The 26,607-nt window shown below is 70.5% G+C and carries 27 protein-coding genes; 16 read left to right on the forward strand and 11 right to left on the reverse strand.

All coding sequences use genetic code 11. The annotated features are described in order from the left end of the window. The first annotated feature begins 127 nt into the window (after positions 1–127). Positions 128–2,251 (forward strand): hypothetical protein, encoded by a 2,124-nt coding sequence (locus ACFQU4_RS28405; RefSeq protein WP_377498583.1) that lies wholly within the window; start codon positions 128–130, stop codon positions 2,249–2,251. An 11-nt stretch (positions 2,252–2,262) separates the two neighbouring features. On the opposite strand, the gene ACFQU4_RS28410 is transcribed toward ACFQU4_RS28405, so the two are convergent. After that, positions 2,263–2,877: a TetR/AcrR family transcriptional regulator gene (locus tag ACFQU4_RS28410; RefSeq protein WP_377498585.1), complete on the reverse strand. Its 615-nt coding sequence runs from the start codon at positions 2,875–2,877 to the stop codon at positions 2,263–2,265. 111 nt (positions 2,878–2,988) lie between these two features. Between ACFQU4_RS28410 and ACFQU4_RS28415 the strand changes: the two genes are divergently transcribed. Both ACFQU4_RS28415 and ACFQU4_RS28420 read left to right on the forward strand, forming a co-directional pair. Further along, the gene (locus tag ACFQU4_RS28415; protein WP_377498587.1) at positions 2,989–3,558 is read left to right on the forward strand and encodes a hypothetical protein; all 570 of its coding nucleotides are present in this window, start codon (positions 2,989–2,991) and stop codon (positions 3,556–3,558) included. 81 nt (positions 3,559–3,639) lie between these two features. Then, positions 3,640–4,215 (forward strand): hypothetical protein, encoded by a 576-nt coding sequence (locus ACFQU4_RS28420; RefSeq protein WP_377498589.1) that lies wholly within the window; start codon positions 3,640–3,642, stop codon positions 4,213–4,215. Between the two features lie 66 nt (positions 4,216–4,281). Here the strand turns inward: ACFQU4_RS28420 and ACFQU4_RS28425 are convergent, their stop codons facing one another. Continuing rightward, on the reverse strand, positions 4,282–4,632 hold the full coding sequence (locus tag ACFQU4_RS28425; RefSeq protein WP_377498591.1) for a nuclear transport factor 2 family protein: 351 nt from the start codon (positions 4,630–4,632) through the stop codon (positions 4,282–4,284). A 97-nt stretch (positions 4,633–4,729) separates the two neighbouring features. After that, positions 4,730–5,197 carry a winged helix-turn-helix transcriptional regulator gene (locus ACFQU4_RS28430; RefSeq protein WP_377498593.1) on the reverse strand — a complete coding sequence of 156 codons (468 nt, stop codon included), beginning with the start codon at positions 5,195–5,197 and terminating at the stop codon, positions 4,730–4,732. Between the two features lie 96 nt (positions 5,198–5,293). Between ACFQU4_RS28430 and ACFQU4_RS28435 the strand changes: the two genes are divergently transcribed. Continuing rightward, a complete protein-coding gene (locus tag ACFQU4_RS28435; protein WP_377498595.1) occupies positions 5,294–6,724 on the forward strand; it encodes an MFS transporter in 1,431 nt (476 codons plus the stop codon). Between the two features lie 55 nt (positions 6,725–6,779). On the opposite strand, the gene ACFQU4_RS28440 is transcribed toward ACFQU4_RS28435, so the two are convergent. Together ACFQU4_RS28440 and ACFQU4_RS28445 are read right to left on the reverse strand one after the other, a co-directional pair. Further along, positions 6,780–7,148: a hypothetical protein gene (locus ACFQU4_RS28440; RefSeq protein WP_377498597.1), complete on the reverse strand. Its 369-nt coding sequence runs from the start codon at positions 7,146–7,148 to the stop codon at positions 6,780–6,782. Next, positions 7,148–7,522 carry a hypothetical protein gene (locus tag ACFQU4_RS28445; RefSeq protein ID WP_377498599.1) on the reverse strand — a complete coding sequence of 125 codons (375 nt, stop codon included), beginning with the start codon at positions 7,520–7,522 and terminating at the stop codon, positions 7,148–7,150. The genes ACFQU4_RS28440 and ACFQU4_RS28445 overlap by 1 nt, the downstream gene beginning before the upstream one ends. 219 nt (positions 7,523–7,741) lie before the next feature. On the opposite strand from ACFQU4_RS28445, the gene ACFQU4_RS28450 reads away from it, so the two are divergent. Then, positions 7,742–8,527: a TetR/AcrR family transcriptional regulator gene (locus ACFQU4_RS28450; RefSeq protein WP_377498601.1), complete on the forward strand. Its 786-nt coding sequence runs from the start codon at positions 7,742–7,744 to the stop codon at positions 8,525–8,527. Positions 8,528–8,536: 9 nt separating this feature from the next. Continuing rightward, entirely contained in the window at positions 8,537–9,064 is a 528-nt protein-coding gene (locus ACFQU4_RS28455; protein WP_377498603.1) for a methyltransferase family protein, read from the forward strand. Between the two features lie 350 nt (positions 9,065–9,414). Here the strand turns inward: ACFQU4_RS28455 and ACFQU4_RS28460 are convergent, their stop codons facing one another. After that, the gene (locus ACFQU4_RS28460) at positions 9,415–11,160 is read right to left on the reverse strand and encodes a sigma-70 family RNA polymerase sigma factor (RefSeq protein WP_377498605.1); all 1,746 of its coding nucleotides are present in this window, start codon (positions 11,158–11,160) and stop codon (positions 9,415–9,417) included. 435 nt (positions 11,161–11,595) lie between these two features. Between ACFQU4_RS28460 and ACFQU4_RS28465 the strand changes: the two genes are divergently transcribed. Next, positions 11,596–12,486: a TIGR03619 family F420-dependent LLM class oxidoreductase gene (locus ACFQU4_RS28465; RefSeq protein WP_377498607.1), complete on the forward strand. Its 891-nt coding sequence runs from the start codon at positions 11,596–11,598 to the stop codon at positions 12,484–12,486. A 48-nt stretch (positions 12,487–12,534) separates the two neighbouring features. Next, positions 12,535–12,990: an SgcJ/EcaC family oxidoreductase gene (locus ACFQU4_RS28470; RefSeq protein ID WP_377498609.1), complete on the forward strand. Its 456-nt coding sequence runs from the start codon at positions 12,535–12,537 to the stop codon at positions 12,988–12,990. Positions 12,991–13,021: 31 nt separating this feature from the next. Here ACFQU4_RS28470 and ACFQU4_RS28475 read toward each other — a convergent pair whose 3' ends face one another. Next, on the reverse strand, positions 13,022–14,092 hold the full coding sequence (locus ACFQU4_RS28475) for a hypothetical protein (protein WP_377498611.1): 1,071 nt from the start codon (positions 14,090–14,092) through the stop codon (positions 13,022–13,024). 135 nt (positions 14,093–14,227) lie between these two features. Between ACFQU4_RS28475 and ACFQU4_RS28480 the strand changes: the two genes are divergently transcribed. From ACFQU4_RS28480 to ACFQU4_RS28490, 3 genes are read left to right on the forward strand one after another with little or no spacing between them, the layout of a single operon-like run. After that, positions 14,228–14,434, forward strand: a complete 207-nt coding sequence (locus ACFQU4_RS28480) for a hypothetical protein (RefSeq protein WP_377498613.1) — start codon at positions 14,228–14,230, stop codon at positions 14,432–14,434. A 37-nt stretch (positions 14,435–14,471) separates the two neighbouring features. After that, the gene (locus ACFQU4_RS28485; RefSeq protein ID WP_377498615.1) at positions 14,472–15,365 is read left to right on the forward strand and encodes an aldolase; all 894 of its coding nucleotides are present in this window, start codon (positions 14,472–14,474) and stop codon (positions 15,363–15,365) included. Continuing rightward, positions 15,362–16,048 (forward strand): aspartate/glutamate racemase family protein, encoded by a 687-nt coding sequence (locus tag ACFQU4_RS28490; RefSeq protein WP_377498617.1) that lies wholly within the window; start codon positions 15,362–15,364, stop codon positions 16,046–16,048. Before ACFQU4_RS28485 ends, ACFQU4_RS28490 begins: the two co-directional genes overlap by 4 nt. 12 nt (positions 16,049–16,060) lie before the next feature. Here the strand turns inward: ACFQU4_RS28490 and ACFQU4_RS28495 are convergent, their stop codons facing one another. The 4 genes from ACFQU4_RS28495 to ACFQU4_RS28510 all read right to left on the reverse strand — a co-directional run bounded on the left by ACFQU4_RS28495 (position 16,061) and on the right by ACFQU4_RS28510 (position 19,019). Next, positions 16,061–17,065: a carbohydrate kinase family protein gene (locus ACFQU4_RS28495; protein ID WP_377498619.1), complete on the reverse strand. Its 1,005-nt coding sequence runs from the start codon at positions 17,063–17,065 to the stop codon at positions 16,061–16,063. Between the two features lie 131 nt (positions 17,066–17,196). Beyond that, complete coding sequence (locus tag ACFQU4_RS28500; RefSeq protein ID WP_377498621.1) at positions 17,197–17,589, reverse strand: VOC family protein; 393 nt, start codon at positions 17,587–17,589, stop codon at positions 17,197–17,199. A 24-nt stretch (positions 17,590–17,613) separates the two neighbouring features. After that, positions 17,614–18,147 (reverse strand): DUF1697 domain-containing protein, encoded by a 534-nt coding sequence (locus ACFQU4_RS28505; RefSeq protein ID WP_377498623.1) that lies wholly within the window; start codon positions 18,145–18,147, stop codon positions 17,614–17,616. Positions 18,148–18,152: 5 nt separating this feature from the next. Further along, the gene (locus tag ACFQU4_RS28510; protein WP_377498625.1) at positions 18,153–19,019 is read right to left on the reverse strand and encodes a polysaccharide deacetylase family protein; all 867 of its coding nucleotides are present in this window, start codon (positions 19,017–19,019) and stop codon (positions 18,153–18,155) included. 98 nt (positions 19,020–19,117) lie between these two features. Here ACFQU4_RS28510 and ACFQU4_RS28515 point away from each other — a divergent pair, with 98 nt between their 5' ends. From ACFQU4_RS28515 to ACFQU4_RS28535, 5 genes are read left to right on the forward strand one after another with little or no spacing between them, the layout of a single operon-like run. Further along, on the forward strand, positions 19,118–19,903 hold the full coding sequence (locus ACFQU4_RS28515; protein WP_377498627.1) for a helix-turn-helix transcriptional regulator: 786 nt from the start codon (positions 19,118–19,120) through the stop codon (positions 19,901–19,903). 27 nt (positions 19,904–19,930) lie between these two features. Next, positions 19,931–20,719 carry a GNAT family N-acetyltransferase gene (locus ACFQU4_RS28520; protein ID WP_377498629.1) on the forward strand — a complete coding sequence of 263 codons (789 nt, stop codon included), beginning with the start codon at positions 19,931–19,933 and terminating at the stop codon, positions 20,717–20,719. A gap of 39 nt (positions 20,720–20,758) precedes the next feature. Next, complete coding sequence (locus tag ACFQU4_RS28525) at positions 20,759–22,324, forward strand: DUF3375 family protein (protein ID WP_377498631.1); 1,566 nt, start codon at positions 20,759–20,761, stop codon at positions 22,322–22,324. 42 nt (positions 22,325–22,366) lie between these two features. Continuing rightward, positions 22,367–23,122, forward strand: coding sequence for a DUF4194 domain-containing protein (locus ACFQU4_RS28530; RefSeq protein ID WP_377498633.1), 756 nt, complete (start codon positions 22,367–22,369; stop codon positions 23,120–23,122). Further along, a complete protein-coding gene (locus ACFQU4_RS28535) occupies positions 23,119–26,568 on the forward strand; it encodes an ATP-binding protein (protein ID WP_377498635.1) in 3,450 nt (1,149 codons plus the stop codon). The genes ACFQU4_RS28530 and ACFQU4_RS28535 overlap by 4 nt, the downstream gene beginning before the upstream one ends. The last annotated feature ends 39 nt before the right edge of the window (positions 26,569–26,607 follow it).

Genomic DNA, 26,607 nt, shown 5'->3' on the forward strand with positions numbered 1-26,607 from the left:
CAATACGGTCACCAAACTGTCGCGCAGAACGATGGACGGTTCTCAGGATCCCATTGTCGGCTACGGCAACGTCCGCTAGCGTGATCGCATCATTTATCACACTGTGGTTTCGTAATACGGGGGAATCATGGACGAGTCCGCGGCGGTGCCACCGGTGAACCAGCGACGCGCCTTCCTTTCCGGGATGGGCCTGGCGGCCGTGGGCGGGGGTGTGGTGGCCGCGGCGCTGGCGCCGGCACCCGCAGCGGCCGACACCGAGTCGCTCGCCATCGTCGACACGGTCGGTCAACTGGCCGCGAAGCCGGCCCAGCCCGGTGATCTGGTGATGGCTCGCGGCTATGCCAAGGTCGGCGACGTCTCCGGCCCGCTGCTGTACCGGTCGGTCGCCGACGACCCGCCGGCCGTGAACGGCGGGACGGTGCTGCGTGGCCGTGGTGCCTCGGTCTGGGTCCTGCTGCACGACGGGGTCGTCGACTTCGGCCGGTTCGGCATCGTCGACGACTCCACCCCGGCCGACGACGCGCTGGACGCGATGCTGGCCGATCCGGCGATCCACCGGATCGAGGCGCACACACCGCTCAACTTCACCCGGCGGCACCGCACCAGTCGGTCGACCGTCGAGCTCGACTTCGGTCATCAGTTGATCACCACCCGCGGCATCGAGAACGCGACTGCGGACGACCCGTTCGCCGCGGTGATCTTCTTCCGCGGCAAGGTCACCGACCAGGTCCAGACGGCGGTGCTCAAGGAGAGCGTGCCCGACCTGGCCGACGTCCTGCCGGTGGGTGATTCGTCCTTCTTCTCGGTGGGCGAGTGGTACGCGGCGGAGGTCAATGCCCTGGCCGGCCGGTGGGAGCGGGAGTTGCAACGCCTGCTCCAGGTCACCGAGATCGTCGACGACACGCACATCCGGGTCAACTACAAGATCGGCTGGGACCTCGGGGCGGATCGTTCGATCACCTGGACCCGGGTCGAGCCCGTCCATGACGTACGGGTCGCGAACCTGATCTTCGAGGGCGGCGGTGAAGATCAGTACACCGGCTCCCATCCGGTCGCCTTCGAGTACGCCGTCCGCTGCGACGTCGACAGCGTCGAGGCCACGAAGACATTCTGGCCGGTCGTGATGCGGCGCTGGAACACCCACTTCCGGACGACGAACTGTTCGCTGGCGAACCCGACCTCGGTGACCTGGGGTGGCGCCGGCTATCTGACCCAGCAGATCTACTGCCTGTACGGGTACGTCGCGAACTGCCACACCTCCAACGCGCGGCACCTGAACGACTGGACCGCGAGCGCGTACGGCCTGGTCGAGAACTGTCACGGCGACGGAGATGATCAAGGACCGTTCGTGACGCACGGTCAGTACGAACACGACCTGACCTATGTCGGCAACTCGGGCCTGATCACCTTCGCGAACTCGGGCGCCGCCTGGGGTTCCGCGGCGAAGCGGATCACCGTACGCCAGCACGTCTGTTCCTGGTTCGTGGCGCGGGTGCGGGTGACGGACCTGACCCTCGAGGACGTCCAGGTGATCGGCAAGCCGTCGCTCGCCGGGTCCGGAATGCTCTGGATCAACGCCGACGGCGCGCAACTGCGCGGCTGCACGGCCAGCGGTCCGCTCGTCGTGACCCAGCAGTCGAAGCGGTCCGCCCGGCCGACGGTGATCAGCGACTCGTCCTTCGCCTTCGCGGCCGGGGCGACGCTGACGAACGCCACGGTCACCTCCCCGGTCACGCTGATCGACACCAGGCTCCGCGGTGTCGGCGGCATGATCATCGCCGGGACCGGCGAGGTCACCTTCCGCGGGTGCACCCTGGCCGCCGCCGGGGATGCCGCACCGGTGTCGATCAAGGTCCCGCGGGTCCGGTTCACCGGGTCGACCCTGACCGAGGTCCAGCTCGCGATGGCCGGCGACGAAGATCAACAGCTGGCCGTCGTCGGCGGCAGCACCATGAGCGGCGCCGGCACCGGTATCACCCGGTCGGGCGGTGGCGAGCTCACGGTCGTCCTCGAGGGATCGGAGTTCCGGAGAACGGATCCCGCCGGAACGCATGTCCGCCTGACCGAGGGCACGAATCACTACCGTGCCACGGGATCCCGGTTCACCGGTGGTCGGCTCGAACTCGCCGCCGGCGGCTTCGCGGAGCCGTCAACCCTGATTCAGGTCGGTTGCCTGGAGTCGGGCGTCGAGCGGGCCGGCTTCCCGGCCGACGGCGACCGCGTGTCGACCGCGGGGAGCCTCGCGGTCTGAGCGGTTCATGATCATCTTCGGCCGGCGCTGCCGAAGGCGCCGTCGCGGGCCGCGGCCAGCGTGGCGATGCTGACCTGATCGGCCAGCTCGCCGTCGAGCGGCTCCTCGGAGATCAGCAGCCGGAAGTAGAGCGGTGCCACCAGGAAGTCGATCAGTGCGTGCGGGTCGGTGTCGGCGGCGAGTTCGCCGCGGTCCACCGCCCTGGCCACGATCTTGGTCGAGATGGGCCGGCGGGTCGAGATCAGCAGCTGCTTGATCTGCGCGATCTCGGGCACCCTGATCGCGTCGGAGGACATCGCGGTGCGGGCCACTCCGCCCGCCGGACCGGTGAGCACCTCGACGATTCCGTGCGCGTACGCCTGCAGGTCGGACCGTAGGGAGCCGGTGTCGAGGGCCGGCACCGGGATCTGGGCCAGGTCCCGGACGGCGGCAGCCAGCAGGGCATCGCGGTCGGTCCACCGCCGATAGACGGTCGTCTTGTGCACCCCAGCGCGCGCCGCGATGCGCTCGATCGTCAACGCGGTGTAGCCGCACTCCACGAACTCGGCCAGGGTCGCCTCGAACACGGCGTTCTGGACCCGGGCGCTGCGGCCGCCGGGTCGAGAGCCGCGTGAGGATTCCGCCACGGCGCCAGCATGGCACACCTAAAAGCAACTCAAAGTTGCTTTTAGGATCGGGCTTGATTAGCCTCGGCGCCGCACCTCCGGACCTGCCGGGGGACAGGGGGAAGGAGTCGGGTGAAGATCATCCGTCGTGGACACGTCGTCGCCGTGCTGTTGTTGATCATGGGCGGCATGACCGCGTGCAGTGGCCAGGAGCTCGGGCCGGTCGCCAAGTCGGCCGACGCGCCGTCGGTCGAGAGCGTCACCGCGGAGTACCTGGACCAGGCGTTCCGGGCCGTGTCCGAGAAGGTGGGCGCCGGCCCGGTGCAGGTGACCGACATCAGCATTCAGGAGAGCGGGGTCCAGATCAACGCCGTCAATCCGCAGGCGCCCTCGGAGCTCAATCTCTGGACCTATCAGGACGGCCGGGTGATGGATCCGCGGCCGGTCGACTACGGCGGTGACACGGAGGCGCTGGAACAGAACCTGTTCTCGATGGGCGACGTCGAGATCGCGACCGTCGTCGCCCTGATCAAGGAAGCACCCGCGGCGAGCAAGATCGATTCGGCGCGCACCGTGAACGTGGAGATCTCTCGCGGCCTCCCGATCACCGAGGACATCGAGATCAACGTTGCGGTCGCCAGCGAACGTGACCAGAAGCAGGTCCGGGCGAATCTCTCCGGCAAGATCATCAAGGTGTTGTGACCTCTCGGTCGTCTCCGGACCCGCGTTGCGGACCCGGGCGTACCCTGGCCGGGTGAACAGCCTTCCGGTCCGGTACCGCAGATGAGACGGTCGGCGACCCCCTGGCTGGTGCTGGGGGTCGCGGCAGTGACGGCGGCGGTGTGGGTCGCCAACCGCGCCTATCGGGAGGTCCGCGACTGGGGCGCCGAACCGGCCGAGCTGGTTCGTGATCTTCCCGGCGACGACCTGCTTCCGGACGCGGAGTTCGCCCGGACCAGAGCTGTCAACATCGATGCCTCGAGCGAGCTCGTCTGGCGCTGGCTGATGCGCTCCGGCAGGCCCCGCGGCGGCTGGCTGCGGGGCCGCTGGCTGGGTCAGTTCGACGGGTACGCCCTGACGCTCGCACTGATCGAGCCGCCGCGGGTCCTGGTGCTGTGGCAGGGCGGGGCCGGGCAGCCGTGGGATCTGACCTGGGCGTTCATGATCATTGACGCGCCGGGCGGTTGGCGCCGGCTGGTGATCCGGACCCGGGCCCGGGCTCACCCGGGCCTGCTGGGGCGGATCTGGCTCACCGCGTTCCGGCTGCTGGATCCGCTGACCGTGGCGGCGACGCGGCGGATGCTGCTGGACGTCAAGTACGAGGCCGAGGCGTCGCGGCTGGACCCGCTCAACGGCTGATCGTCCGGGCGCTCGCGGTCGCGGCGTGACCGTATTGCAACCCGGAGTCGCGAAATCCCTTTGCCGTCAGCGATTCAGGGCGGCGGTGTCGAAGATCAAGATGTCGGTGGTGATCCTGCCGTCGACGACGGTCAGGTGGTCCGCGGCCCGGATCGTGCCGAACGGTCCGGTCAGCATCTCGTACACCACGACGGCGCCGTGCTCGTCGCCGTAGCGCGCGGTCACCTGGACGGCCTCGACCAGTCCGGCGAACTCGGCGATGCCGGCGACGACCTGGTCGCGCCCGGCGAGCCGTACCCGCGGGCTCTCGAAGACGACGTCGTCGGCCAGGCATTCGGTGAGGGTCGTCAGGTCCCGTCGGCCGAATGCCTCGATGAACCTGACCGCGACCTCGATCGGCGCCGTGGGATCCGCCATGTCTCCTCCTGTGAACTCGAATGGGTGCTGCGCTCGAGGATGGAGACCTGTCCGGGGCGCGGAAGTCATCGGCGCGTGGGACGACCGTGCTGCCTGATCAGGCGGCGCGGTGCTCCAGCTCCGAGATCAGGCTGTCCTCGCCGACGAAGACGGCCCGGCCCTGCCGCACCGCTTCGGTGATCCGTTTGATCATCTTCGGCTTGTCCGCCCGTACCGCGGCGACCCAGTCCATCGGTGCACCCGACTCCGGGTCGGCGTCGACACCCCAGTCGGCGATCTCGACCAGTACCGGGATCAGTCGGAGCCCGGGTTCGGTCAGGTGGTACGCCACTCGCCGGCGGTCCGACGGATCCTTGTCCTTGCTGAGGATCCCGGCCGCGACCAGCTGCTCCAGTCGGCTCGAGAGCACGCTCGGCGCGATCGCCTCCTCGGAGGCCAGGAACTCGTTGAAGGTGTGCTTGCCGAAGTAGACGATGTCGCGCACCAGCAGCAGGGTCCACGGGTCGCCGAACGTCTCCAGTCCGAAGTTGATCGGGCAGTGCGACTTGCCACTCGATCGCTTCATCAGAACCACCTCCGGGAGGGCTTGACTACGATCATCATAGCGATTAATTTAACTATCGTCATCATAGTGATTAATCGAAGACCTCAGGAGCACGAGATGAGCGCCACTGACATCGACACCGAGGGCACCGGGCCGTCGCCGGCCGCCGCGGCCCGGCTGAGCCTGGCTGACCCGGCCGTGCGGATCTTCCTCAAGCTGCTGGCGAACGTGTTGCCCGTGTCGGTGATCAACCTCTCGATGTGGTTCGCCGTCACGTTCTTCGTCTACCTGGAGACCAGGTCGGTCTTCGCCACCGGCGTCATCGCCGGCATCTTTCTGGTCAGCACGGCGGGCACCGGGATCTTCTTCGGCGGCATCGTGGACCATCACCGCAAGAAGGCGGTGATGCAGGCCTCGGCGGCGATCTCGCTGGGGCTGTACGCCGCCGGGCTGATCTTCTACCTGGCGACCCCGGCGCAGACCTGGAAGGATCCGGCCGATCCTCGGGTCTGGGTGCTGGTCGTGGTGCTGATGGCCGGCGTGATCGTGGGCAACCTGCGCACGATCGCCTTGCCCACCATGGTCACCGCTCTCTTCGACGAGGCGCGCCGGGGTCGGGCCAACGGCCTGGTCGGCACCACGTCGGGGATCTCGTTCCTGATCAGTTCGGTGATCAGCGGCATCCTGGTCGGGGTCACTGGACTGCTGGGCATGCTGGTGCTGGCGGTGGTCGTCCTCAGTCTCGCGCTGCTGCACCTGCGTTCCGTACGGGTGCCCGAGGCGCTCACGGTCGCCGCCGCCGGAGGCGCGGACAAGAAGCTCGACCTGCGCGGCACGATCCGCATCGTCGGGCAGACCCGGGGCCTCTTCGCGTTGATCATCTTCACCACGATCAACAACTTCCTGTTCGGCGGCTTCATGGCCCTGATGGACCCGTACGGACTGTCGATGGTGTCGGTCCAGGTCTGGGGCCTCGCCCTCGGTGCGCTGAGCTCGCTGACGATCATCGGCGGCCTGTTGATCACCAGGACCGGCCTGAGCTCGAATCCGGTACGGCTGCTGCTGTTGATCAACCTGGCCCTGTGGACGGTGACGATCATCTTCCCGCTGCAGGCCTCGATCATCCTGCTGCTGGGCGGGATGGCCGCCTTCATGCTGCTGATGCCGTTCGCCGAGGCGTCGGAGCAGGCAGTGCTGCAGAAGGTGGTGCCGTACGAGCGGCAGGGCCGGGTCTTCGGATTCGCCCAGAGCGTGGAGCAGTCCGCCTCCCCGTTGACCGCGTTCCTGATCAGCCCGCTGGCACAGTTCGTGTTCATGCCGTTCATGACCGACGGCGCCGGGGCCCGGTTGATCGGCGACTGGTTCGGCACCGGTCCCGAACGCGGCATCGCGCTGGTGTTCGTGATCATGGGAGTCAGTGGCCTGCTGCTGACCGCGTACGCGCTGACCACCAGGCACTACCGCGAACTCAGTGCCCGCTACCGGAACCAGGCTGTGGAGGCCGCCGACGAGCCGGCCCGGCCCACCCCGCTGGTCGTCGCGGCCTGACCCCGCGAGCGCGCCCCCTCAGGGGCAGGCGGTAGGCCGCGAGCCGGTTCGGCGGCTACTCGGCATCGGCCGCCCTCGTTGCGTGATCAACAGGGGGCGAGCCGGTGCCTCGCTGTCGGAGCACGGTCACCAGTGCCAGCAGGATCAGCAGGCAGCTGGTGAGCCGGAGTAAATGCTGGCCGATGTTGAGCAAGTCGTAGGCCAGATAGAGCTCACGATTCTCGAGACCGACGAAGAATCCAGTGGCGGGGAGGACTCGGTCGCCGACGGCGCTCAGCAGCGGAAGCAGGCAGCCGGCCAGCACGAGCCAGCGGGTCCGCGGGTTGGCTGCCCTGGCCAGCAGGGCGACGATCACCCCGGCGAGGAAGGGGGAGAGGGTGACGAACTCGTTCGTTCCGCTGACCACGGTGAAGGCGAGGTCCATCAGCGCAGCCCTCCGTACTTCGTTCGGCCGGCACCTTGCGACGGCCTCGCTTCGGCGAACACGGCGGCGACGACGAGCCCCCAGCCGATGGCTCCGGTGAGATTGGTGACGTAGTCCAGCGAGTACTGGCCGAGTCGCTGGGCCTGCCAGTAGTCGGCAGACCCCTCGCCGGGTGTGAGGAGAAAGTAGGCCAGGCCGAAACCGACGCCGAGGAGATGGTCGGCGAGGACACAGAGAAGGCCCACGACGGCCAGCCAGTCAGTCGTCCGATTGGCCCCGCCGCGATGGCGCCAGGCCAGCAGGGTGCCGGCCAGGAGGATCAAGCCGGTCAGTCCGAACGCCGACCACGTCGCCACGTCGATGGGTACGTTCACCCGTTCACCTGCCCCGCTCTCTGCACCGGTCCGGCAGTCCACGCCCGCCCCAGGTGAGTGCTGCTCTGCCTCTCATCCCGCCCGACCGTAGCGTCCGACCGGTGCCGTCGGAGCGGTGTGAACGCGGCTGGATGGCAATGGGCGCATTCGTCTTCGTGATGTCTTCCGCGCCGGAGCAACCTTTGACACTCGCCAATAGTAAAGCTATAACTGAGTGTCATGGGGCAGATCGAGGTGAGTCTGGTCGAGGCGGCGATCGCGGCGGCGCGAGACCGCGACCAGGCCGTGGCGGAGGTACCGCTGGAGGCGATCGCCCAGGCGGCCGGCATCTCGCGCAGCACGCTGCTGCGCCGGCTCGGCGGCAGCCGGGCCGCCCTCGACGAAGCGGTACGGGACGCCGGCGTCGACCCCGGTGGCCGGCTCCCGGTCCGGGAACGGGCCGTGGCGGCCGCCGCCAGGCTGATCGCCGACCGCGGACTCGGCTCGGTCACGCTCGCCTCGGTCGCGGACGAGGCGGGCTGCTCGCTACCGGCCGTACATGCCGCGTTCGACGGCCGGGACAGCCTGCTCGGGGCGGTGTTCGACCGGCACAGCCCGCTGCCGGAACTGATCGCCGTGGCGCAGGATCCGCCGGCCGAGCTGGAACAGCTGGTGCACCGGATCTATCGCACCTTGATCACCGTGCTGCACCGCGAACCGCGGGTCTTCCCGGCCCTGCTCAGCGACCTGCTCAGCCGGCCGGCCGGACCCGCCGCCGAGCTGATGCGCCACAACGTGCCCAAGCTGGTCGCCGCACTGACGGCCTTGCTGGGCCCGCACCAGGACTCGGGCGCGTTGCGGTCGCTGCCGTTCCCGATCCTGCTGCAGCTGCTGATCGGGCCGATGCTGCTGCACGTCGTGCTGCGGCCGGGCCTCGAGTCCGCGCTGCCGATGCCGCCGATCGACGAGGCGGCCGAACTCTTCGCCGCGGCCTTCCTCCGGGCCGCGGGAACCCGACCGGACTAGGAGTTGATCATGAAGGTACGCCAGGCCGCACCCGGCAGTGCGCTGTTCTTCCTCGTCGGACCCGGCTCGGTGGTGGTCCTGATCCCGTGGCTGCTCAGCCGCTGGCGCTTCGACGGCCCACCGCCGTCCGGCCTCGACTGGCTGATGATCATCGGCCGCGCCGCCGGGGTGGTGTTGACCTTGGCCGGCGGCGCGTTCCTGGTGCACGCCTTCGTCCGCTTCGTCGTCGAGGGTTTCGGCACTCCGGTGCCGGCGGCGCCGCCGACCCGGCTGGTCGTCGGCGGGGCGTACCGGCACGTCCGCAATCCCATGTACGTGGCGATCTTCGCTGCGGTCGGCGGCCAGGCCCTGCTGTTCTGGTCGTTCCCCGTACTGGTCTATCTCGCGATCGCGATCATGGTCGTGGTGTGCTGGGTACGGATCTTCGAGGAGCCCCAGTTGCGCCGCCGGTTCGGTGACGACTACGTCCGGTACTGCGGCAATGTGCCCGGCTGGCTGCCTCGGCTGCGCCCGTGGCGACCGGCCTTCGGGACCTGAGCCCGGCGGTCAGCGGGCCGGATCGAGCACCGTGCAAGGGCGCTCGCCGGGTGTACCTGTGGGGGACGGGACTGAGGGTAAGGACACCCCCACAGGACACCCCGAGCGGTCACCAGCGGACGTCCGGGGCGGGACGTCCGCTCACTGGTTGGCCTGGTGGTCGGGTACCGGACATGTGCAAACCGCCACCCATGACCAGCGCCAGTGTCTGGTGCCGTCTTTGGGAAGCAGAGCCCCGCAGAAGGACCATGTGAGAGTCCCGTTTGCCCTGCTTCACCCTCTAGACACTCGGCCTGCGCTCGTTTGACGGCGGCTTTGAGTGATCTGGGTCACAGCGCGAAAGTGGGGCGTTACTCGTCCCAGACGACTTCGTTGTTGTCCGGGTCCTTGTCCGAGTTTCCGGGTTCGCTGATGGTCATCCGGCCGACCAGTTCGTCGTCGGCCAGCGCGACATACAGGGTGAGCGGTCGGTCCTCGTCGGTGGAGCCGAACAGCCGGCACTCGACCGTTCCGCTGGCCGTGGGCAGGCACACCGCCTTCTGGCTCCCGGGACCCGGCGACGACCAGACGTAGTCCAGCCCCTCGAACTCGACGGTGACCACGCTGCTCGCCGTGGCGTCGGTCAGATAGACGTCGAGGCGGTGGATGCCCGGCGACGGACTCGAGTGCTCGGCCCGGGCGATCCCGAGATTCTTGCCTGACCGTGAGGGCGAGGCCGAAGGCGGGGGAGTCGAGCTCGGCGGTGCCGAGGTCGGCGGCGCGGAGGTGGGCGGTGCCGAGGATGACGGCGGCGCCGACGTGGGTGGGGCCGAGGACGACGGCGGCGCCGAGCTGGGCGGGGTCGACGTGGGTGGTGCGGAGGTCGGCGGCTCGGACGTCGGCGGAGCGGACGTCGGTGGCACCGAGGCGGGCGGTTCCGGCGAGGGCTGCCGCGAGGTCGGCGGAGCGGAGCTGGGCGGCTCCGACGCAGGCGGCTCGGACGTGGCCGGCGGTTCCGAAGTCGGAGGTGCCGAGGTCGGCGGTTCCGAGGTCGGGGGTGCCGAGGTCGGCGGCTCGGACGGAGAAGTCGAGGCCGGCGGCTTCGTCGGCGGATCCGCCGGACGGGACGGCGGCGGTGGCGGCGCCTGGGTCGGGCCGTTCGACGCGGCACCGCCGATCCCGGGCGCGGACACGTCGGGTGCGGACGTCGGCATCAGCGCCCGGCCGAGCAGTACGGCCAAGATCACGACCACCAGGACGCCCGCGACCGGGGCCGCGACCCAGGCCCGCGACGTGGGAGGCCGCGGCGGCAGCCCCGTCGCGGCCGCGGCGGCGACCGCCGGCTGGCGCAGCGCGAGGTACGCCCCGCCGCCACCGGCGACCAGGCCGCCGACGAGGATCCCGGCGATGCCGGACTTGGCCGCGGCCGGTGCCACAGCGGCCAGCCGGTTGCAGTTCTCGCACTCGTCCAGGTGCCGGTTCAGCGCGTTGCGCTGGGTCCGGCTCAGATCTTCGGGGTCCTGCCGCAGCAGTTCCCGGGTCGGCATGCACTCGTCACCCTCGATGGCGAGCTTGGCCATCAGGACGTTGGAGAGCCCACGCCGCGCGCGGTACGTGAGCGAGCCGACCGCGGCCGGGGTCACGCCGAGATGCTGGGCGGTCGCCTCGAGCGAATCGCCCTCGATCAGGGTGTGCCAGAGCACGACCTGCCAGCGCTCCGGCAACTCGTAGAAAGCCTCCGCGACGAGGCCGGTGAACGGCGCGTCGTCGTTGCCGAACTCCTGCTCGAACTCGCCCGGGTCGTCCACCAGGACGTACCGGTCGTCCGAACGGATCATCGACACGAAGGTGTTGTGCACCGCGCTGATCAGGTACGGCCGGAACGCAGCATCGGGGCCCTTGCCGTCACCGATCAGGGCGAGCGTCTTGGTGAAGGCCTCGGCCGCGATGTCGTCGGCCCGGCTCGAGCCGGCCAGCTTGCGCGCGTACGTCAGGGCGGCGTCGTGGTGGCGTTCGAAGAGGAGGCCTGCCGCGTCGGAGTCCCCGTCGCGACATTCCTTGATCAGTTCCGCATCGCTGGGCGCCTGCGGATCCTCCCAAACCTGATCGGACGTCATGACGTACTTTCGCTCCCCCTGGCGACCCCGGAAACCTCACAGCCGATGACCATGATCACCGAGATGACGATGGCCCACCACCCGCCACGCCCGATCTCCACCATATGGACGAGATCTTGACCGAGAAATCGGTACCCGGTCTTCAGTGCGGTCAGCGGGCCCCATCATCGCACTGGTCAGGCCCTGAGTTCGAATCCACTGGTTTCAGATCTTTCGGCGTGAACCCGACGCCGGCGGCCCACCTGATCTTGTCGGGAGCCTCGCAGTTGATAGGTGGTTGCCGGAGAGAACGCTCGGGGGTTCGGCCCCTCCGGCAACCACCACCAGACGCTAGTGGATTTCGGCCCCGGTTGGGAAGCCCTCAATCTCATCGAATTCGGCGGCCCGTGTCCCGGCCCGGCGAACCCTGCCCGGCCGTGGGTACGGAATAGGGCCGTGACGGCCGCGGTTGGGGCTGTCGTGCACTTCGGACTCTCCTGGAACACGGGCTTCTTCGGTCTCGATCCGGATCAGCTGATCGCGGTGGCTCGCCGGGCGGAGGAACTCGGCTTCGAATCGATCTACTTCCCTGAACACATCGCGTTGTATCCCGACGCGGCCCTGAGCGGGATGCCGTTGCCGCCCGACGCGGCCATCGCCGACCCGCTGGAGTGTCTGAGCTTCGTGGCCGCGGCGACCGAGCGATTGCTGCTCGGTACGGCGGTGCTGTTGCTGCCGTACCACGACCCGGTGGTGCTCGCGAAGCGATTGGCCACGATCGACTCCCTGTCCCGGGGCCGGCTGCGGCTGCTGACCATCGGCGTCGGCGCGCTGCCCGGCGAGGCTGCGGCCGTCGGGGTCGACTACTCCAGCCGCGGGCGCCGGGCGGACGAGGCGATCGAGGTGCTCCGGGTCTTGTGGGCGGGCGACCGGGACGGCGTCAGTCATCACGGCGAGTTCTTCGACTTCGACCGGATCTGTTCCTTTCCGAAGCCGTACGGAAGCGAGCCGCTGCCGATCCACGTCGGCGGGTCCAGCATCGCGGCAGCTCGGCGGGCCGGGCGCAGCGGTGCCGGCTACTTCCCCAGTGGCCGGGTCGCCCCGCAGCAGCGCGCGGAGCAGTGGCAGGAGGCCCGCACCGCCGCGGCCACGGCAGGCCACGACCCGGACCGGCTCGAGCTCACCCGCTGGGGCTCCCTGGACCTGAGCCGCGACGAGGTGGCGGCTCGGGAGGCCGAGGGCGTCGCCCGCCTGGTGATCAATCTCGGGTCGCCGGACCTGGCCGGGCAGCTCGCGGAACTCACCGAGTTCGCCGACCGGCACGGCCTGGCGGCCGGTGCGGTCTGATCCGGCCGCCGGGCCCTTGACCTCAAGCGCCCTTGAAGAAGCAAGCTGATGATCATGAACATCAGCACAGTCGACCCGGACACCGAGGCGGCCGACCTGGCCGCGATCAAGGACCTGATCGCCACCATCGAACACGCCCAGAACAACGAGCTGCCGGAGCCGTTCCTCGAACTGTTCCGGCCGGACGCGATCTGGACCACGGGTGGCGGGCACCGGCTGTTCGGACGCGACGCCATCGCCGCGTTCACCCGCAAGGTGCTGCCGGGCGGGATGCAGGGGATGACCCAGACCTTCGAACTGGAGCACGTGCTCTACCTCCGGCCCGATGTCGTCGCGGTCAAGGTGCGGCAGGTCTACCGGACCGAGCAGGGCTCCGACGTCGGGTCACCGCTGTGGGTGATGACCAAGGAGGACGGGGCCTGGCGGCTGGCCGCGTGCCAGAACACCGGCGTCCTGGACGACGAGGACGTCTCGCCGAACCGGCCGGTGTTCGGCAGCAGCTGAGCCCCCGCCCGTGGTCGATGATCAAGAGTGGTCAATGATCAAGAGCGTCGGCCGCGCGGCTCAGGGTGACGATCAGGGCGCCCGCCACGAAATGATCTTGCTGCGAGGAGCGCCGGGCGTCGCGGACGACCTCGCGCAGTTCGTCGACGGACCGGTGCAACCGGGCGCCGTCGGGTGGGTCGGAGCGGAGGGCGGCGGCGAGGTGCCGCAGCGCCGCCGCGAACGCCGGCCGCAGCCGCCGGCCGAGTGCGGGATCGTCGCGTCCGCTCGGTTCCCAGTGGACCAGCAGCCGTACGGTCTCGTCGACCTCCTCGGCCGCCGTCTGCAGCGCGGCGGCCCGGCCGAGCTGCGCCGCCACCCGCTCCTGGTTGCGCGGCAGACGGCGGTTCGCCCGGGCCGCCTCCCGGCTGCGGGCGACCGCCGCTCGCGCGCTCTCGATCACCGGGAACAGCCGGCGGCGTCGCCGTTCCCAGGCGTCGGGTTCCAGCGGTCCCTCGTGCTCGAGCCAGCCGGCCAGCGCCTCGAGCTGCTCGACCAGGCCGTCGCGGAGCCGTTCCAGGGCTCGCTCCGACGGCGTCAGCGGCAGTGGCGGGAACAGCAGATTGATCCCGATGCCGATCGACGCCCCGAGGAGGAGCAGCCCGGCGTAGGCGGCGATGTATTCGGCCGGGTTGCCGTCGCCGACGATCAGGACGAAGACGGCCGACATGGCCACCCACGGCCCGTGGTCGCCGAACACCCGCCGGCCGGCACAGAGCAGCGCCAGCCCGACGACCGCGCCGAGCTTCACGACGTCCGGCAGCGGGAGCAGGTCCACGGCCCGGGCGAGCACTGCGCCGGCCAGGACCGCCGCCACCGACTGGACCGAGTCGCGCACCGAACGCACCACCGTGCCGCCCGCGGCGACCACCGCACCCAGCGGGGCGTAGTAGGGGTACTTCGAGAACGGGGCCGGCGCGAGCGTTCCGGCGAACCAGGCCAGGGTCGCCGCGGCAGCGCCCTTCGCGGCGAGCGACCAGCCGGGATGGCGCAGCCAGGCCTGCCGGACGGCCCCGGCGAGCCGGTGGATCCCGGCGGTCCCCGGCCGATCCGTTCCGTCCATCTTCGGCGTCACCCCGATCCGGTTCGCGTCCTCGTACCCCCGGTGCATTTACCCGGTCGCCGGCCGGGCAATCCGCCCGGCTCGGTCTGGCGGAGTGCGGTGTGGCGGGCCGCCTCGCTGGGTACCCGGGTGGGCGTGACTGATCAGCGCCCCACACCGGTGTCGGGACAACCCTCGGAAGGGCCGTCCGGCTACTCGACGGCCGAGACGTCGTACGGAGGCGCGGACGCGGTGCCGGACACGCCGGACGCGTTGCCGCGCGCCGACAACGAGCCGCCCCGGCTCAGGCAACCCGAGTATCCGGAGGATCCGGTGCCGGGTGATGCCGCTGGCTGGGATTGAGCTTGCGCCGCGGGCCCGACCTGCCCAGGATCTCCGTATGCCCGACCCGAGCCGACCCCCGACCCTGACCGCGATCGCCCGACCGAGCGGCGCCCTGGCGATGGTCGCCATGGACCAACGCGACAGCCTGACGACGATGTTCGCCGCCGCCGGAGTCCAGGCCGGGCACGCGGACCTGGTGGACTTCAAGATCGCCGTCGCGCGCGCCCTCGGCCCGCTGGCCTCCGGCTTCCTGATCGATCATGCGCACGGCTTCGACCGGGTGCGCGACGAGCGGCTGCTGCCCGACACCGCCGGCCTGATCCTGGCCGCGGACGAGCTTGATCAACAACCGGGCGGGCCGGTCGACGACACCGACCTGGACGCGGTGGTGCTGGCCGACGACTTCGACCTGACCGGGGTCAGCGCGATCAAGCTGCTGCTGATCTGGCGGGACGACGAACGCCGCGCCGCGCGGGTCGAGCTGGCCCGGCGGTTCACCGCCGCCGCCGCGGAGCGCGGACTGCTGTCGGTGCTGGAACCGGTGGTGCAGCCGGCCCGCGGCCAGGAGGCGGACTTCGACCGGGAGCAGGCGATCCGGACCGCCGCCGGCGAACTGAGTGTCGTCGGGCAGAGCCTCTACAAGGTGCAGGTTCCGTTGTTCGGCAAGGCCGACGGCGATGACCTGGACCGGGCCTGCGCCGCGCTGAACGACTGCATCACGGGTCCGTGGGTGGTGCTGTCCCAGGGCGTGGCCGCCGCCGACTTCGCCGATGCGGTCGCCGCCGCCTGCCGGGCCGGGGCGAGCGGCTTCCTGGCCGGCCGGGCGCTCTGGGCCGACGTGGTCGGGCGGGCCGACCTGGTGGAGGCGCTGCAGGAGGTCTCCGTACCGCGGCTGCAGAAGTTGATCACGATCGTCGACGAACTGGCCACGCCGTGGGACGCGCGATGAGCGAGGTGGTGCTCGGCCTGCTGCACACCGGTGCGATGCACCCGCCGGTGTTCGACGCACTGGTGGCCGGCCGGATCGCCGACGACGAACGGCTCCGCGGGGCGCAACGGGTGCACGTCTGCGACGCCTGGCTGCTGGACACCGCGATCGCCGACGGGGTGACCCCGCTGGTCGTCGAGCGGATCGCCGATCACGTCCAGGCCCTGGCCCGGCGCGGCGCCACCGCGGTGTTGATCACCTGCTCGTCGATCGGCGAGGCGACCGAGGAGGTGGCGGCGACGGCTCCGGTCCCGGTGGTCCGGGTGGACACGGCGATGGCCCGGGCCGCGACGGCCGAGGCCGAGCGGCGCGGCTGCGGCATCACGGTGCTGGCCACCCTGGCGTCCACGCTGGGGCCGACCACCCGGCTGGTCGAGGCGGCGGCCGCCGGTACGGTCGCGGTCCGGTCGCAGGTGATCGACAACGCGGTGGCCCGCCGGGAACGCGGCGACCAGGCTGGGCACGACCGGCTGATCCGGGAGGCCGTCGAGGCGGAACTGGCCGGTGACGCGGTGGTCGTGCTGGCCCAGGCCTCGATGGCGGGCGCGTTGGCGACGGCCGAGCCCCGGGTCTTCAGCTCACCCGAGTCGGCCGTCGGTGGTCTGCTCGAGGCCGCCCGCACGGCCCTCGATTCGGCCCGCTGAGGGGCGGCCGGTTCAGCCGGCGGCGGGCACCGTGGCGGGGGCGTTCAGGTTCGCCCGGACGTCCTGCGCGGCCTGCTCGCCGTACGCCTCGCCGATCCGGTCGGCGAACGTCACCGGCTCGAGCACGTACTCCTGCGGGCCGATGGCCTCCAGCACCAGCGCGGCGGTGCCGCAGCCGACCTGCGCGGCCCGTTCCAGGCCGAAGCCGCGGTGCAGGCTCCACAGGAACCCGGCCCGGAAGGCGTCGCCGCCACCGGTCGGATCGGCCACCTGGGTGACCGGCACGGCGGGCACGGTCAGCATCGGCTCGGTCGCCGACTCGATCGTCACGCCGTCGGCGGCCTGGGTGATCACCCAACGACCGACCCGGGACAGCACCTCCGCCTTCGTCCAGCCCGTCTTCTGCATCAGCAGTTCGGACTCGTACTGATTGGTGAAGAGGTACGCGGCGTCCGCCACCAGGCTGCGGATCCCGTCGCCCTCCATCAGGGCCAGCTGCTGCGAGACGTCTGCCGCGAACGGATACCCGTTCGCCCGGCACTCGTCGGTGTGGGCGATCATCGCGGCCGGGTCGTTCGGCGCGATCACGACCAGGTCGAGCCCGCCGACCCGGCTCTCGATCGGCTTCAGTTCGATCCGGCCGGCCTCCATCATCGCGCCGGCGTAGAACGTCGCGATCTGGTTCTGCGCCTGGTCCGTCGTGCAGACGAACCGCGCCGTGTGGTGGGTGCTCGAGACGTAGACCGACTTCGTGTCCACGCCGTGCTTCTCCAGCCAGGGCCGGTAGTCGGTGTCGAAGTCGGCCCCGACGGCCCCGACCAGGATCGGCGTCATCCCCAGCCGGCCGAGGGTGAAGCTGATGTTCGCCGCGACGCCGCCGCGGTGGATGTCGAGCTGATCGGCCAGGAAGGACAACGACACCCGCTCCAGCTTGCCGTCGACGAGACTGTCGGTGAAGCGACCGGGAAACTGCATCAGGTGGTCGGTCGCGATCGATCCGGTGACGGCGATCTGCATGGCGTTGGGCCCCCTAGCTACATCAGGTGCGGTGTTGCCCCTGAATGTCGTACGCACCGGCGACGATACCGAGGTGCCGGCGCGGCGACCAACCGTCCCGGGGAACCTTCGGCGCGTCGCGGACCGCAGTTTCAGGCGTCGCCGGACCCGTGGTAGTGGACCAGACAGAACTCGTGTCCCTCGGGATCGGCCATGATCAACACGGAGCCCTCGTCGTAGTCGTGGCGCTCGCCGGTGAACCGGCCGCCCAGCTCGACGATCCGGGCCAGGCCCCGGTCGAGGTCGTCGACGGCGACGTCGAGATGCAGCCTGACCTTGCCCCGGTTGGGCTCCGTCACCGGCTGGAAGACGAGCCGCGGCTGCGGGTCCTCGGGCGTGCCGAGATAGACCCAGCCGGGCCGGCTCGGGCCCGCCGGCCGGTCCAGCAGGGCGCTCCAGAAGCCGGCCACGCGTTCCACGTCGAGGCAGTCGACCGTCACCCCGACCCAGCGCGCCGAACCGGCCGGCCGCTCGTCCTCCGCCATCTCATCCTCCGGTACGTCGCTCGGCTACAAGGTCGCCAACGCCGAGACCGTACGCCAGTTCCGGATCGTCAACGACGCGTTCACGGGCGTTCCGAGCAGGCCCCGGGCGACCCGGCTCCGGCGGGCCAGCGCGGTCAGGCGGCGATGGTAGAACGCGGCCTCGCCGACCGACACGTCGTCCACGTCGGGGTGGACGTCCAGGTGCGGCTTCACCTCTGCGGCCGAGACGCCGAGGAAGAACCCGACGTCGTACCGGTAGGTGTCCGGCTCGGTGCCGAAGCCGGGCGGGGCGGCCCGGATCACCCGCCGGTAGGCGTCGGTGTCGAGGACGAGCACCCGGCGCCGGGCGTCGGCCAGGCCGAAGGTCCGGGCCAGCTCGTCCGCGACCCGGACGGCCACCTCGTCCGGACCGGAATCGGTGTCCAACGCCAGGTTGCCGGACTGGAGGTAGGTCCGGACGTCGGAGAAGGACCGGATCAGCCGGGCTCGCAGGTCCGCCATCGAGACCTTGTCCCGGCCGCCGACGTTGATCCCGCGGAGCAGGACGACGCAACGCACGGCGATCAGTCCCGGGGGAAGGTCGCGGCGAAGTGCTCGGCGATCTCGTCGGCCGTGGTCAGCCAGATGCCGCTGCGGTCGGCGAGATCGGCCAGCACCCGGTCCAGGTACCGGGCCCGGAACGGATGGCCGATGACGAACGGGTGCAGGGCCAGCGCGACCACCCGGCCGGAGCCGGCCTCGTCGAGAAGTTGATCAAGCTGGTCGCGGACCATGATCGCGAAGTCGGGACCGGAGAGTCCCTTCATCCCGAAGACGCCGAGATCGTTCAGCTCGACCGTGTACGGAACGCTCAGCACCGGCAGGCCGGTGAACCAGTAGGGCTGTTCGTCGTTGGTCCAGTCGAGCGAATAGGTGAGGCCGAGTTCGGCCAGCAGCCGCGGGGTCGCGAAGGTCTCGGCCAGCGCCGGGCCCAGCCAGCCGCGCGGCCGGGAGCCGGTGGCCTTCTCGATGGTCTCGACGATCTCGGTCAGCTCGGCCCGTTCGGTGTCGACGTCCAGGCCGGTGTGCAGCACCGAGTTGGTCCGTCCGTGGGCGGCCCAGGCCCAGTCGCGGGCCTGGCCGGCCTCGATCAGCTGCGGGTAGTGGTCGGCCACCTCGGAGTTGAGCAGGCCGGTGGCCCGCAGCCCGTACTTGTCCAGGAGCTCCAGAACCCGCCAGAATCCAACCCGGACGCCGTAGTCCCGCCAGCCGTAGTTGAGCGGGTCCGGCACCAGGTGGGTGGTGGCGTCATTCAGAGCCGTGGAGGGCTTGTCGACGTGGAAGTGCTCGAGGTTGAGACCGACGTAGAACGCGAGTCGGCTGCGTCCGGGCCACTCGAACGACGGCCGTTCGACGATCGGGCTGTACGGGAACAGGTCGAGGGTGCTCATCTGCCGATCCTCACCCCGGTCCAGGCCGGGTGGGGAGCCACGCGTGGTGTGGCACTCCTGGTTCCCCCTTTCCGCGGTACGCCATCGCCGGACGCCCGATGAGCGACGACCGGGAGACCCTGGCCGACTTCCTGCGGACCCGCCGCGCGAAGGTGTCGCCGGCCGATGCGGGGCTGCCGCCCGGGATCCGCCGCCGCACCCCGGGCCTGCGGCGCGACGAGGTCGCGGTCCTGGCCGGGATCAGCCCGACCTGGTACCGCTACCTGGAGCAGGGCCGCAGCGTCCGGCCCTCCGACCAGGTGCTCGAGGCGCTGGCCCGGGTGCTGCGGCTGACCGAGGACGAGCGCCGCTACCTGCATCTGCTGGCCTCCCGTACGGTCGAGCGGGAGCAGCCGCTGCCGGCCGACGTGCCCGGTGAGTTGCTGATTCGGCAGCTGGTCGAGCTCAACGAGGACAACCCGTATCCGGTGTACGCGGCCGAGGCGAGCTGCGACCTGATCGCCTGGAACCGCGCGGCCGGCGACTACTACGGCGGGTTCGGCGCGGCCTCGACCGACCGGCCCAACATGCTGCGCTGGCTGCTGTTCGACGACGAGGCGCCCCGACGGCTGCCGCAGTGGACCGAGGATGCGCGCGACGTCGTCCACCGGTGGCGGGCGATCGTGGCGGCGCACCCGGACGACCCGCAGGTCCGGGCCCGGCTGGCCGAGTTCCGGGCCCGCGCCGAGTTCCGCGACTGGTGGAACCAGCACGAGGTGCAGCTGCAGCGGTCCCGGACCCGGACGTTCGACCTTCCGGACGGCCGTCGGGAGACGCTGCGGCTGCTCGTCGTCCAGGCGCCCGAGTTCGTACCGTCGTTCGTCGTGTTCCACGTTCCCGTCTGAGCGGCACGGGCTTCTAGAGTGGGCGCCGTGCGCGCACCTGTGGACGACGTCACCCGCTTCTGGGGACTCGGCAGCCGGGCCACGCGGCTCGGGGCGTCGACGGCGGTCCGGAGCCCCGTCGCCCCGGCGCTGGGCCTGGCCAATTATCTGTACGACCTCCGGCCGCGCACCGTGGCCGACCTCGACCGCGACCTGGCCGCGTGGCAGCCGGGGCAGAACGCCCGGATCGTCATCGAGCCGGACACCCCGGACTGGGTCGAGGCCGAGCTGCTGCTGCGCGGCTGCGACCTCGAGCAGGAATACCGGCTGGTGCTGCCGGCCGGCGAACCGCCGGCCGGAGCGGCGCCGGCGATCGAGGTCCGGCCGGCCGGCGAGGCCGACCCGGACTGGTCGGCGCGCGGAGCCCTGTTCCGGCAGGACCATCTGGAGGAGGATGCCCGGCACGGCGTCGCGCCGCGGCCCCAGGCGGCGACCGACGCGATCGTCGATCACCGTCGCGAACTCGAGCGGTCCGCCACGTACCTCTGGGTCGAGCGGGACGGCGAACTGGCCGGATTCCTGTGCTGCTGGCGGAGTCCCGAGGGGCGGGGCGTGATCGAGGACGTCTTCGTCCAGTCGCGGCACCGGCGCACCGGGCTGGCGACCGCGTTGCTGCACCGCGCCGTCGCCGTACTGCGCGATCAGGGCTGCGGCGAGATCACCATCGCCGCCGAGGTCGGCGACACCCCGGTGCACCTGTACCGGCGGCTCGGCTTCCGTCCCAGCGGAGTCCTGCGCAGCTATCCGGCGCCGAGGCCGACCCGCGAGCGCGGCTGAGGCTGCGACATACTGCGGATCCGAACGGGAGGAACTGTCATGACCGATCCGGTCTCGAGCATGCTCGAGGCCCAGGAGGCGATGGGCAACGCCACCTGGCTGCTGCTGCGCCAGGAGAAATGGGCGCCGATCATCCTGGCGACCCTCTCCACGGTGCTGGACCGGGGACAGCATCAGATGCCGTCCGAGGAGTTCCACCTCCGGGTCAGCCGGACCTTCGACACCCTGCGGGAACAGGCCGAGGACTTCCCGGTGCCCCGCGACGACCCCAAGGCGGTCCGGTCGACCTGCAAGTCCTGGGTCGAGAAGGGCTGGCTGCTCCGCCACACCGACTCCGCCGGCGGCGAGGTCTACCGGATGTCGGCCGAGGCACGCGAGGCGATCCGGATCGTCCAGTCGATGACCAACACCCGGGCCGCGGTCAGCGAGTCCCAGGTCCGGGTCGTCCTGGACCGGGCGCAGCGGCTGGCACTGAAGGCGACCTCGGATCCCGTGGCGCGGATGCACAGCCTGCGGGCCGAGATCGGGCGGCTGGAGCACGAGCTCGGCCGGCACCGCGCGGAGCTGGAACGGCTGGAGGACGGCGGCCCGGTCGATCTGACCGACGACGAGGACGTCCACAACGAGTTCCTGTTGCTGCGCGACGACATCGACCGGCTGCCGAGCGACCTGAAGCGGGTCGAGGAGTCGTTCCACGCGCTCGCCCAGGAACTGCTCAGCGCCTTCTTCTCCGAGACCCGGCCGCACGGCGAGGTGGTCGCCGAATATCTCGCGAAGGCGCGGAACCTGGCTCAGGCCGACCGGTACGGCCGCGGCTTCCAGCAGGCCAAGCGGTTGCTCACCGATTCCGGGGAACGGCAGCAGCTGCAGGAGCACATCGCCACGATCCTGACCCACCCGTTCGCCGACCTCTACCTGCCGCCGCGGGCGCAGGCCGACCTGCGCGGCACGGTGCACATGATCGGCGACAGCGTGTCGGCGGTGATCGAGCAGCGGCGCGCGATGACCCGGCGGCTCACCTCGTTCATCCTGTCCAACGACACCCAGCGGGAACGCGAACTCGACGACGCCCTGCGGGCGGTGCAGGCGGCGCTCCGCGAGTGGTCCGCCGAGCACGGGGCGCGGGCGACCGTGCCGCTGCCGGTGGGGCACCACGCCGAGGAGGGCGAGGATCCGGACGGCCCGGTGATCACCGCCGGCGAGGTCGGAGTGGCCGGCATCGCCACCCTGCGTGAGAAGCCGAGACAGCAGCGGGTGCCGACTTCGCTGAAGGCGCTCGCCGACTCCGACGGTACGGCTCCGGGCGACTTCTCGGCCGACGAGCTGCGGGCCAAGGGCGGCCCGTTCTACGAGGAGCTGGCGGCCGAGATCCGCCGGGCCACCGTGCGCGGCCGGATCGCCGCGTCTGCGGCCCTGTTCAACCGGCTGCCCGATCAGCTGCGGCGGCCGGTGGACCTGCTCGGCCTGCTGACGCTGGCGACCGAGCTGGGCGCGCTCCGCCCCGGCCTTCCGGTCGAGGAGTACCACGCGGTCCGGCCCGACGGGTCGACGGTGACGTACCTCGGTCCTGCCGTGACGTTCGTCGACGCCATTGAGATCCGATGAGCTGGGCAGGTCCGCTGATGAAGAAGGGGAGTACGGCCGCCGATGACTGACACACAGCTCGAGCACACCGAGACCGAAGATCAGGAAGCGGCCGTCGACGCCGACCTTGATGATTTTGACCTCGACGACGGTGACGACCGGGTCTACTTCGACGGCGACACCGGGACCCTGCGGTTGATCACCCGGCGGGCGCTGGTGCTGCTGCTGAAGCGCACCCACGTCGCCGCCTACCGGCATCAGCGGGAGTTCCAGGCGATCGTCGAAGATCAGGACGAGCTCCGGTCCCGGCTCAACGACATGTTCCTCGAGCTGGTGATCGACCCGGTCAACGAGGTCGCGTACAAGCGCCAGGCCGGTCAGGAACTCGGCCGCGCGTTCCCGACGTTGTTGATCAACCGCAGCTACACCCGCGACGAGGTCGCTGTGTTGCTGCGGATCCGGGACGCCCACCACCGGGCCAAGCGGGACGGCGAGGAGGCCGCGTACGTCGAGCGGGCGGAACTGCTGGAGACCCTGCGCTACATCCGTCCCGGAGACACCAAGGACCAGGTCCGGGCCGACGCCGTCGCCGTCCGCGCGATCGAGCGGCTCACCGAAGATCGTTTTCTCCAGGTCACCGAGGATCCCGATCGGCTGCGCATCTCGCCGGTGATCGAGACCCTGCTGACCGTCGAGCAGCTGCAGGCGTTCACCGAGGCGTTGACGGTCGACGGCCCGCCGGAGCAGCGCGCCGAGTCCGGTGACGACGGCGACGACAGTGACGACGGCGACGAGCCGACCAGTGAGGAGGGCCGATGACCCAGTCCGAGACGATCAGTCCCGAAGCGGGCACGCCGGACGTGATCATGGACGAGCCGGCCCAGTCGGCGCTGCTCAGCCCGGTCGACGACCGGAACCAGCAGTGGCGCGCGGAGGCGTTCCTGCTCTGCAACTGGGGCGGCTTCGACGGCGTGCACCGGGTCGATCTGGATCCGGAGTCGACCTTGATCTCCGGGGCCACCGGCGCCGGGAAGTCGACCATCCTGGACGCGTACACGTGTCTGATGCACCCGAACAAGCCGCTCAACTCGGCCTCGAACGAGACCGGTGCGAAGACCCGCGGCGAGGGCATCCGGTCGCCGCTGACGTACGTCCGCGGTGTGTACGACCACACCGAGCAGCCGGACGGCTCGATGAAGCCGCTGGTCCTGCGCGGCGACAACGCCGACACCTGGTCCTGCATCGCGATGGTGTTCGCCTCGACCACCGGCGCCCGGTTCACCCTGCTCCGGCTGTTCTACGCGCCGCGCGAGGCCACCCGGATGGGCGACCTGCAGGCCCGGTTCGCGACCTACACCGGCGGGCTGCGCGAGCACCACGTCGTCGAGCAGTTCGAACCGCTGGCCGTGAAGTCGTTCCGCAAGGACCTGATGGAGCGGGCGCTGCCCGGGCTGCGGATGCTGACGCCCGGCGACTACGCCGACCACGCGCAGCGGCAGCTGAACATCGGCTCCCACGCCGAGGGCGGGGCCAAGGCGCTCCGGCTGCTGTACGACCTGCACGCCGGCTCCGCCGTGACCAGCGTGGACGCCCTGTTCAAGCAGCTGGTGCTGGAACGGCCCAGCACGTTCGCGGTCGCCGACGCGGTGATCGGCTCCTTCGACCATCTCGACGAGATGCACCGCGAGATGCGGGACAAGGAGAAGCAGGCCCGGATCCTGGCCGACATCGAGGAGCACCACGCGGCGCTCCGGGACGCGCAGGACGAGATCGAGCGGGTCGACACGCTGAAGCTCCGCGATCCGGACCGGTCGCCGTTCGTGCTCTGGGCCGAGACCCGCAAGGACGAGCTGTTCGAGACGGCGATCGCGGCGGCCGCCGAGGCCGAGCTGTCCGCGAAGACGGCCAAGGGACGCTGGGACGACCGGGTCCGGGAACTGACCGCGCAGGTGAAGGAGAAGCGGCGGCAGTGGGCGGACCTCGGCGGCGCCGAGATCGAGGCGCTCGACGCGACCCTGGAACGGCTGCAGCTGCGGCTGGGCCAGATCGAGAACTCGCGGAACGCGTACGAGCGGGCGACCCGGGAACTCGGTATGCAGGCGCCGCGGACCGAGGAGGAGTTCACCGCGGCCCAGACGCACGCCCGGGAGTTCCTGGCGAACTACGCGGACGAGGAACAGCGGCTGCGCCAGGAGGTCCGCACCACGACCCTGCGGCACGGCGAACTGAAGAGCCAGTGCGAGGCGGCACGGAAGGAGGAGGCCGAACTCGGCAAGCGGGCCGGGAACATCCATCCGGAGCGGCACCGGATCCGGGTCGACTTCGCGCAGGCGGCCGGGCTGGCGGTCGAAGACCTTCCGTTCGTCGGCGAACTGATCGACATGGCCGAGGAGTACGACGCGGACTGGCGGGTCGCGGCCGACGCGGTCCTCGGCGGTTTCGCCAACACGATCTTGGTCGACGAGCGGCACCGGAACACGCTGCGCAAGGCGATCGACGGCCTGCGCAGCCCGCTCCGGATCGAGTATCGGGGCGTCGCCACCGGCCTCGACATCCCTGCTGCAGCAGGGGAATCCGTGCTGGCCGGCCGGCTGCTGGTGAAGCCGGACAGCCCGTTCGAGGGCTGGCTGCGGAATCACCTGAACCGGGAGTTCGTGCACGAGTGCGTCGACCGGGCCGAGGACCTCGGCGACGGTGATCAGCCCCGGGTCACGCGTTCGGGCCAGACCCAGCGGCGCGGCCGCGGTGCCCACGGCGGCCACGGCCGGCGCACGATCGGCTTCTCCAACCACGCCCGCCGGGCCGAACTGCGCGCCGAGATCGAACGGCTGGAACCGGAGATCGAGGAGCTCGAGACCTACCTCGACGCGGTGGAGAGCGACCGGGAACGGCTGGTCCGGCGCCGCACCGGCTGTGAACACATCGGCCACACCCAGTGGTCCGAGATCGACGTCGTCGGAGCCCGTACCGAAATCGACGACTACAACGGTTCCAAGGCCCGGCTGCTCTCCTCGAAGGACAAGCTGCAGGCGCTCAGCGAGCACCTGACGGAACTCGAGGGCGAACGGGAGCAGGCGCAGAAGCTCTCCTGGGAACAGGAACAGCGCGCGGCCGCCTGCGAACGGCAGCGCGGCGATCTCACCGAGGGCGCCGACCTGCTCCGGGAACACCTGTGGGCGATGCAGGACGACGAGTCGATCGTGCTCACCGACGACCAGCGGGTGCTGCTGGACAAGGCCCTGGCCAACAGCACCTGGGACGGGACGCTGGAGACCTTCGACGAGTACGTCGACCTGCGCGGCAAGCAGCTGGGCCACCTGCCCCGCGAACTGGCCAACAGCCAGAGCCTGGCCCAGAGCCGGCTGGAGACCGCCGTGACCGGGCTGACCAGCGCCTTCGCGGCCTTCCAGAACGAGTGGTACGACCCGAACCGGGGGACCGGCCTGGCCTCGTACGAGGACTATCACGCGATCCTCACCGACCTGCGCGAGCAGGGGCTGAGCGAGCAGCGGCAGGACTGGGCGCGCCAGGTGATCGAGTGGGGCGGTGAGGACCTGATGACGCTGCACAACGCGTACGACCGGACCCACCACGAGATCGAGGAGCGGCTGCGCCCGATCAAGCGGATCCTGGCCGAGATCCCGTTCGGCGACGACACCACGCTGGACATCAACAGCTCCGCCCGGACGCCCGGGGTGGTGGTCGCGTTCAAGAACACGCTGCGCACCCTGGCCAGCGGTTCGATGGACCCGCGGATGGGGCTGGACGAGATCGAGGCCAAGTTCGAGGCGATCCGCTCCACCGTCGACCGGATCCGGCCCGCCGGGGACGAGCGGGAGCGGAACCTGCTGCTCGACGTCCGCAAGCATCTGAAGGTGACCGCCAGCGAGGTCGACGGCAACGGCATCCGGGGCGCCGGGTACGACTACCTCCGCGGCAAGTCCGGCGGCGAGACGCAGACGCTGACCGCGTTCATCGTCGGTGCCGCGCTGCGCTACCACCTCGGCGACGAGGAACGGGACCGGCCGCGGTTCATGCCCGTGGTGCTGGACGAGGCGTTCATCAAGGCCGACGTCCGGCACGCGGCCCGCGGCGTCGACGCCTGGCGCCGGCTCGGCTTCCAGCTCGTCGTCGGCGCGCCGGAGGGTCAGTTCAGCGCGCTGGAGCAGTCGATGGGGATCGTCATCGGCGTCACCAAGGACAACGCCGAGCGTTCGTACCCGATCCACCTGGCCCGCAAGGGAGCCGACGAGCGCCGGCCGTGATCATGATCACCGGCCCGGGCGACCGCGGCCGCTGAAGAT

Origin of the sequence: Microlunatus sp. GCM10028923 (assembly GCF_042666975.1) — a bacterium.
Classification (GTDB): Bacteria; Actinomycetota; Actinomycetes; order Propionibacteriales; family Propionibacteriaceae; genus Microlunatus.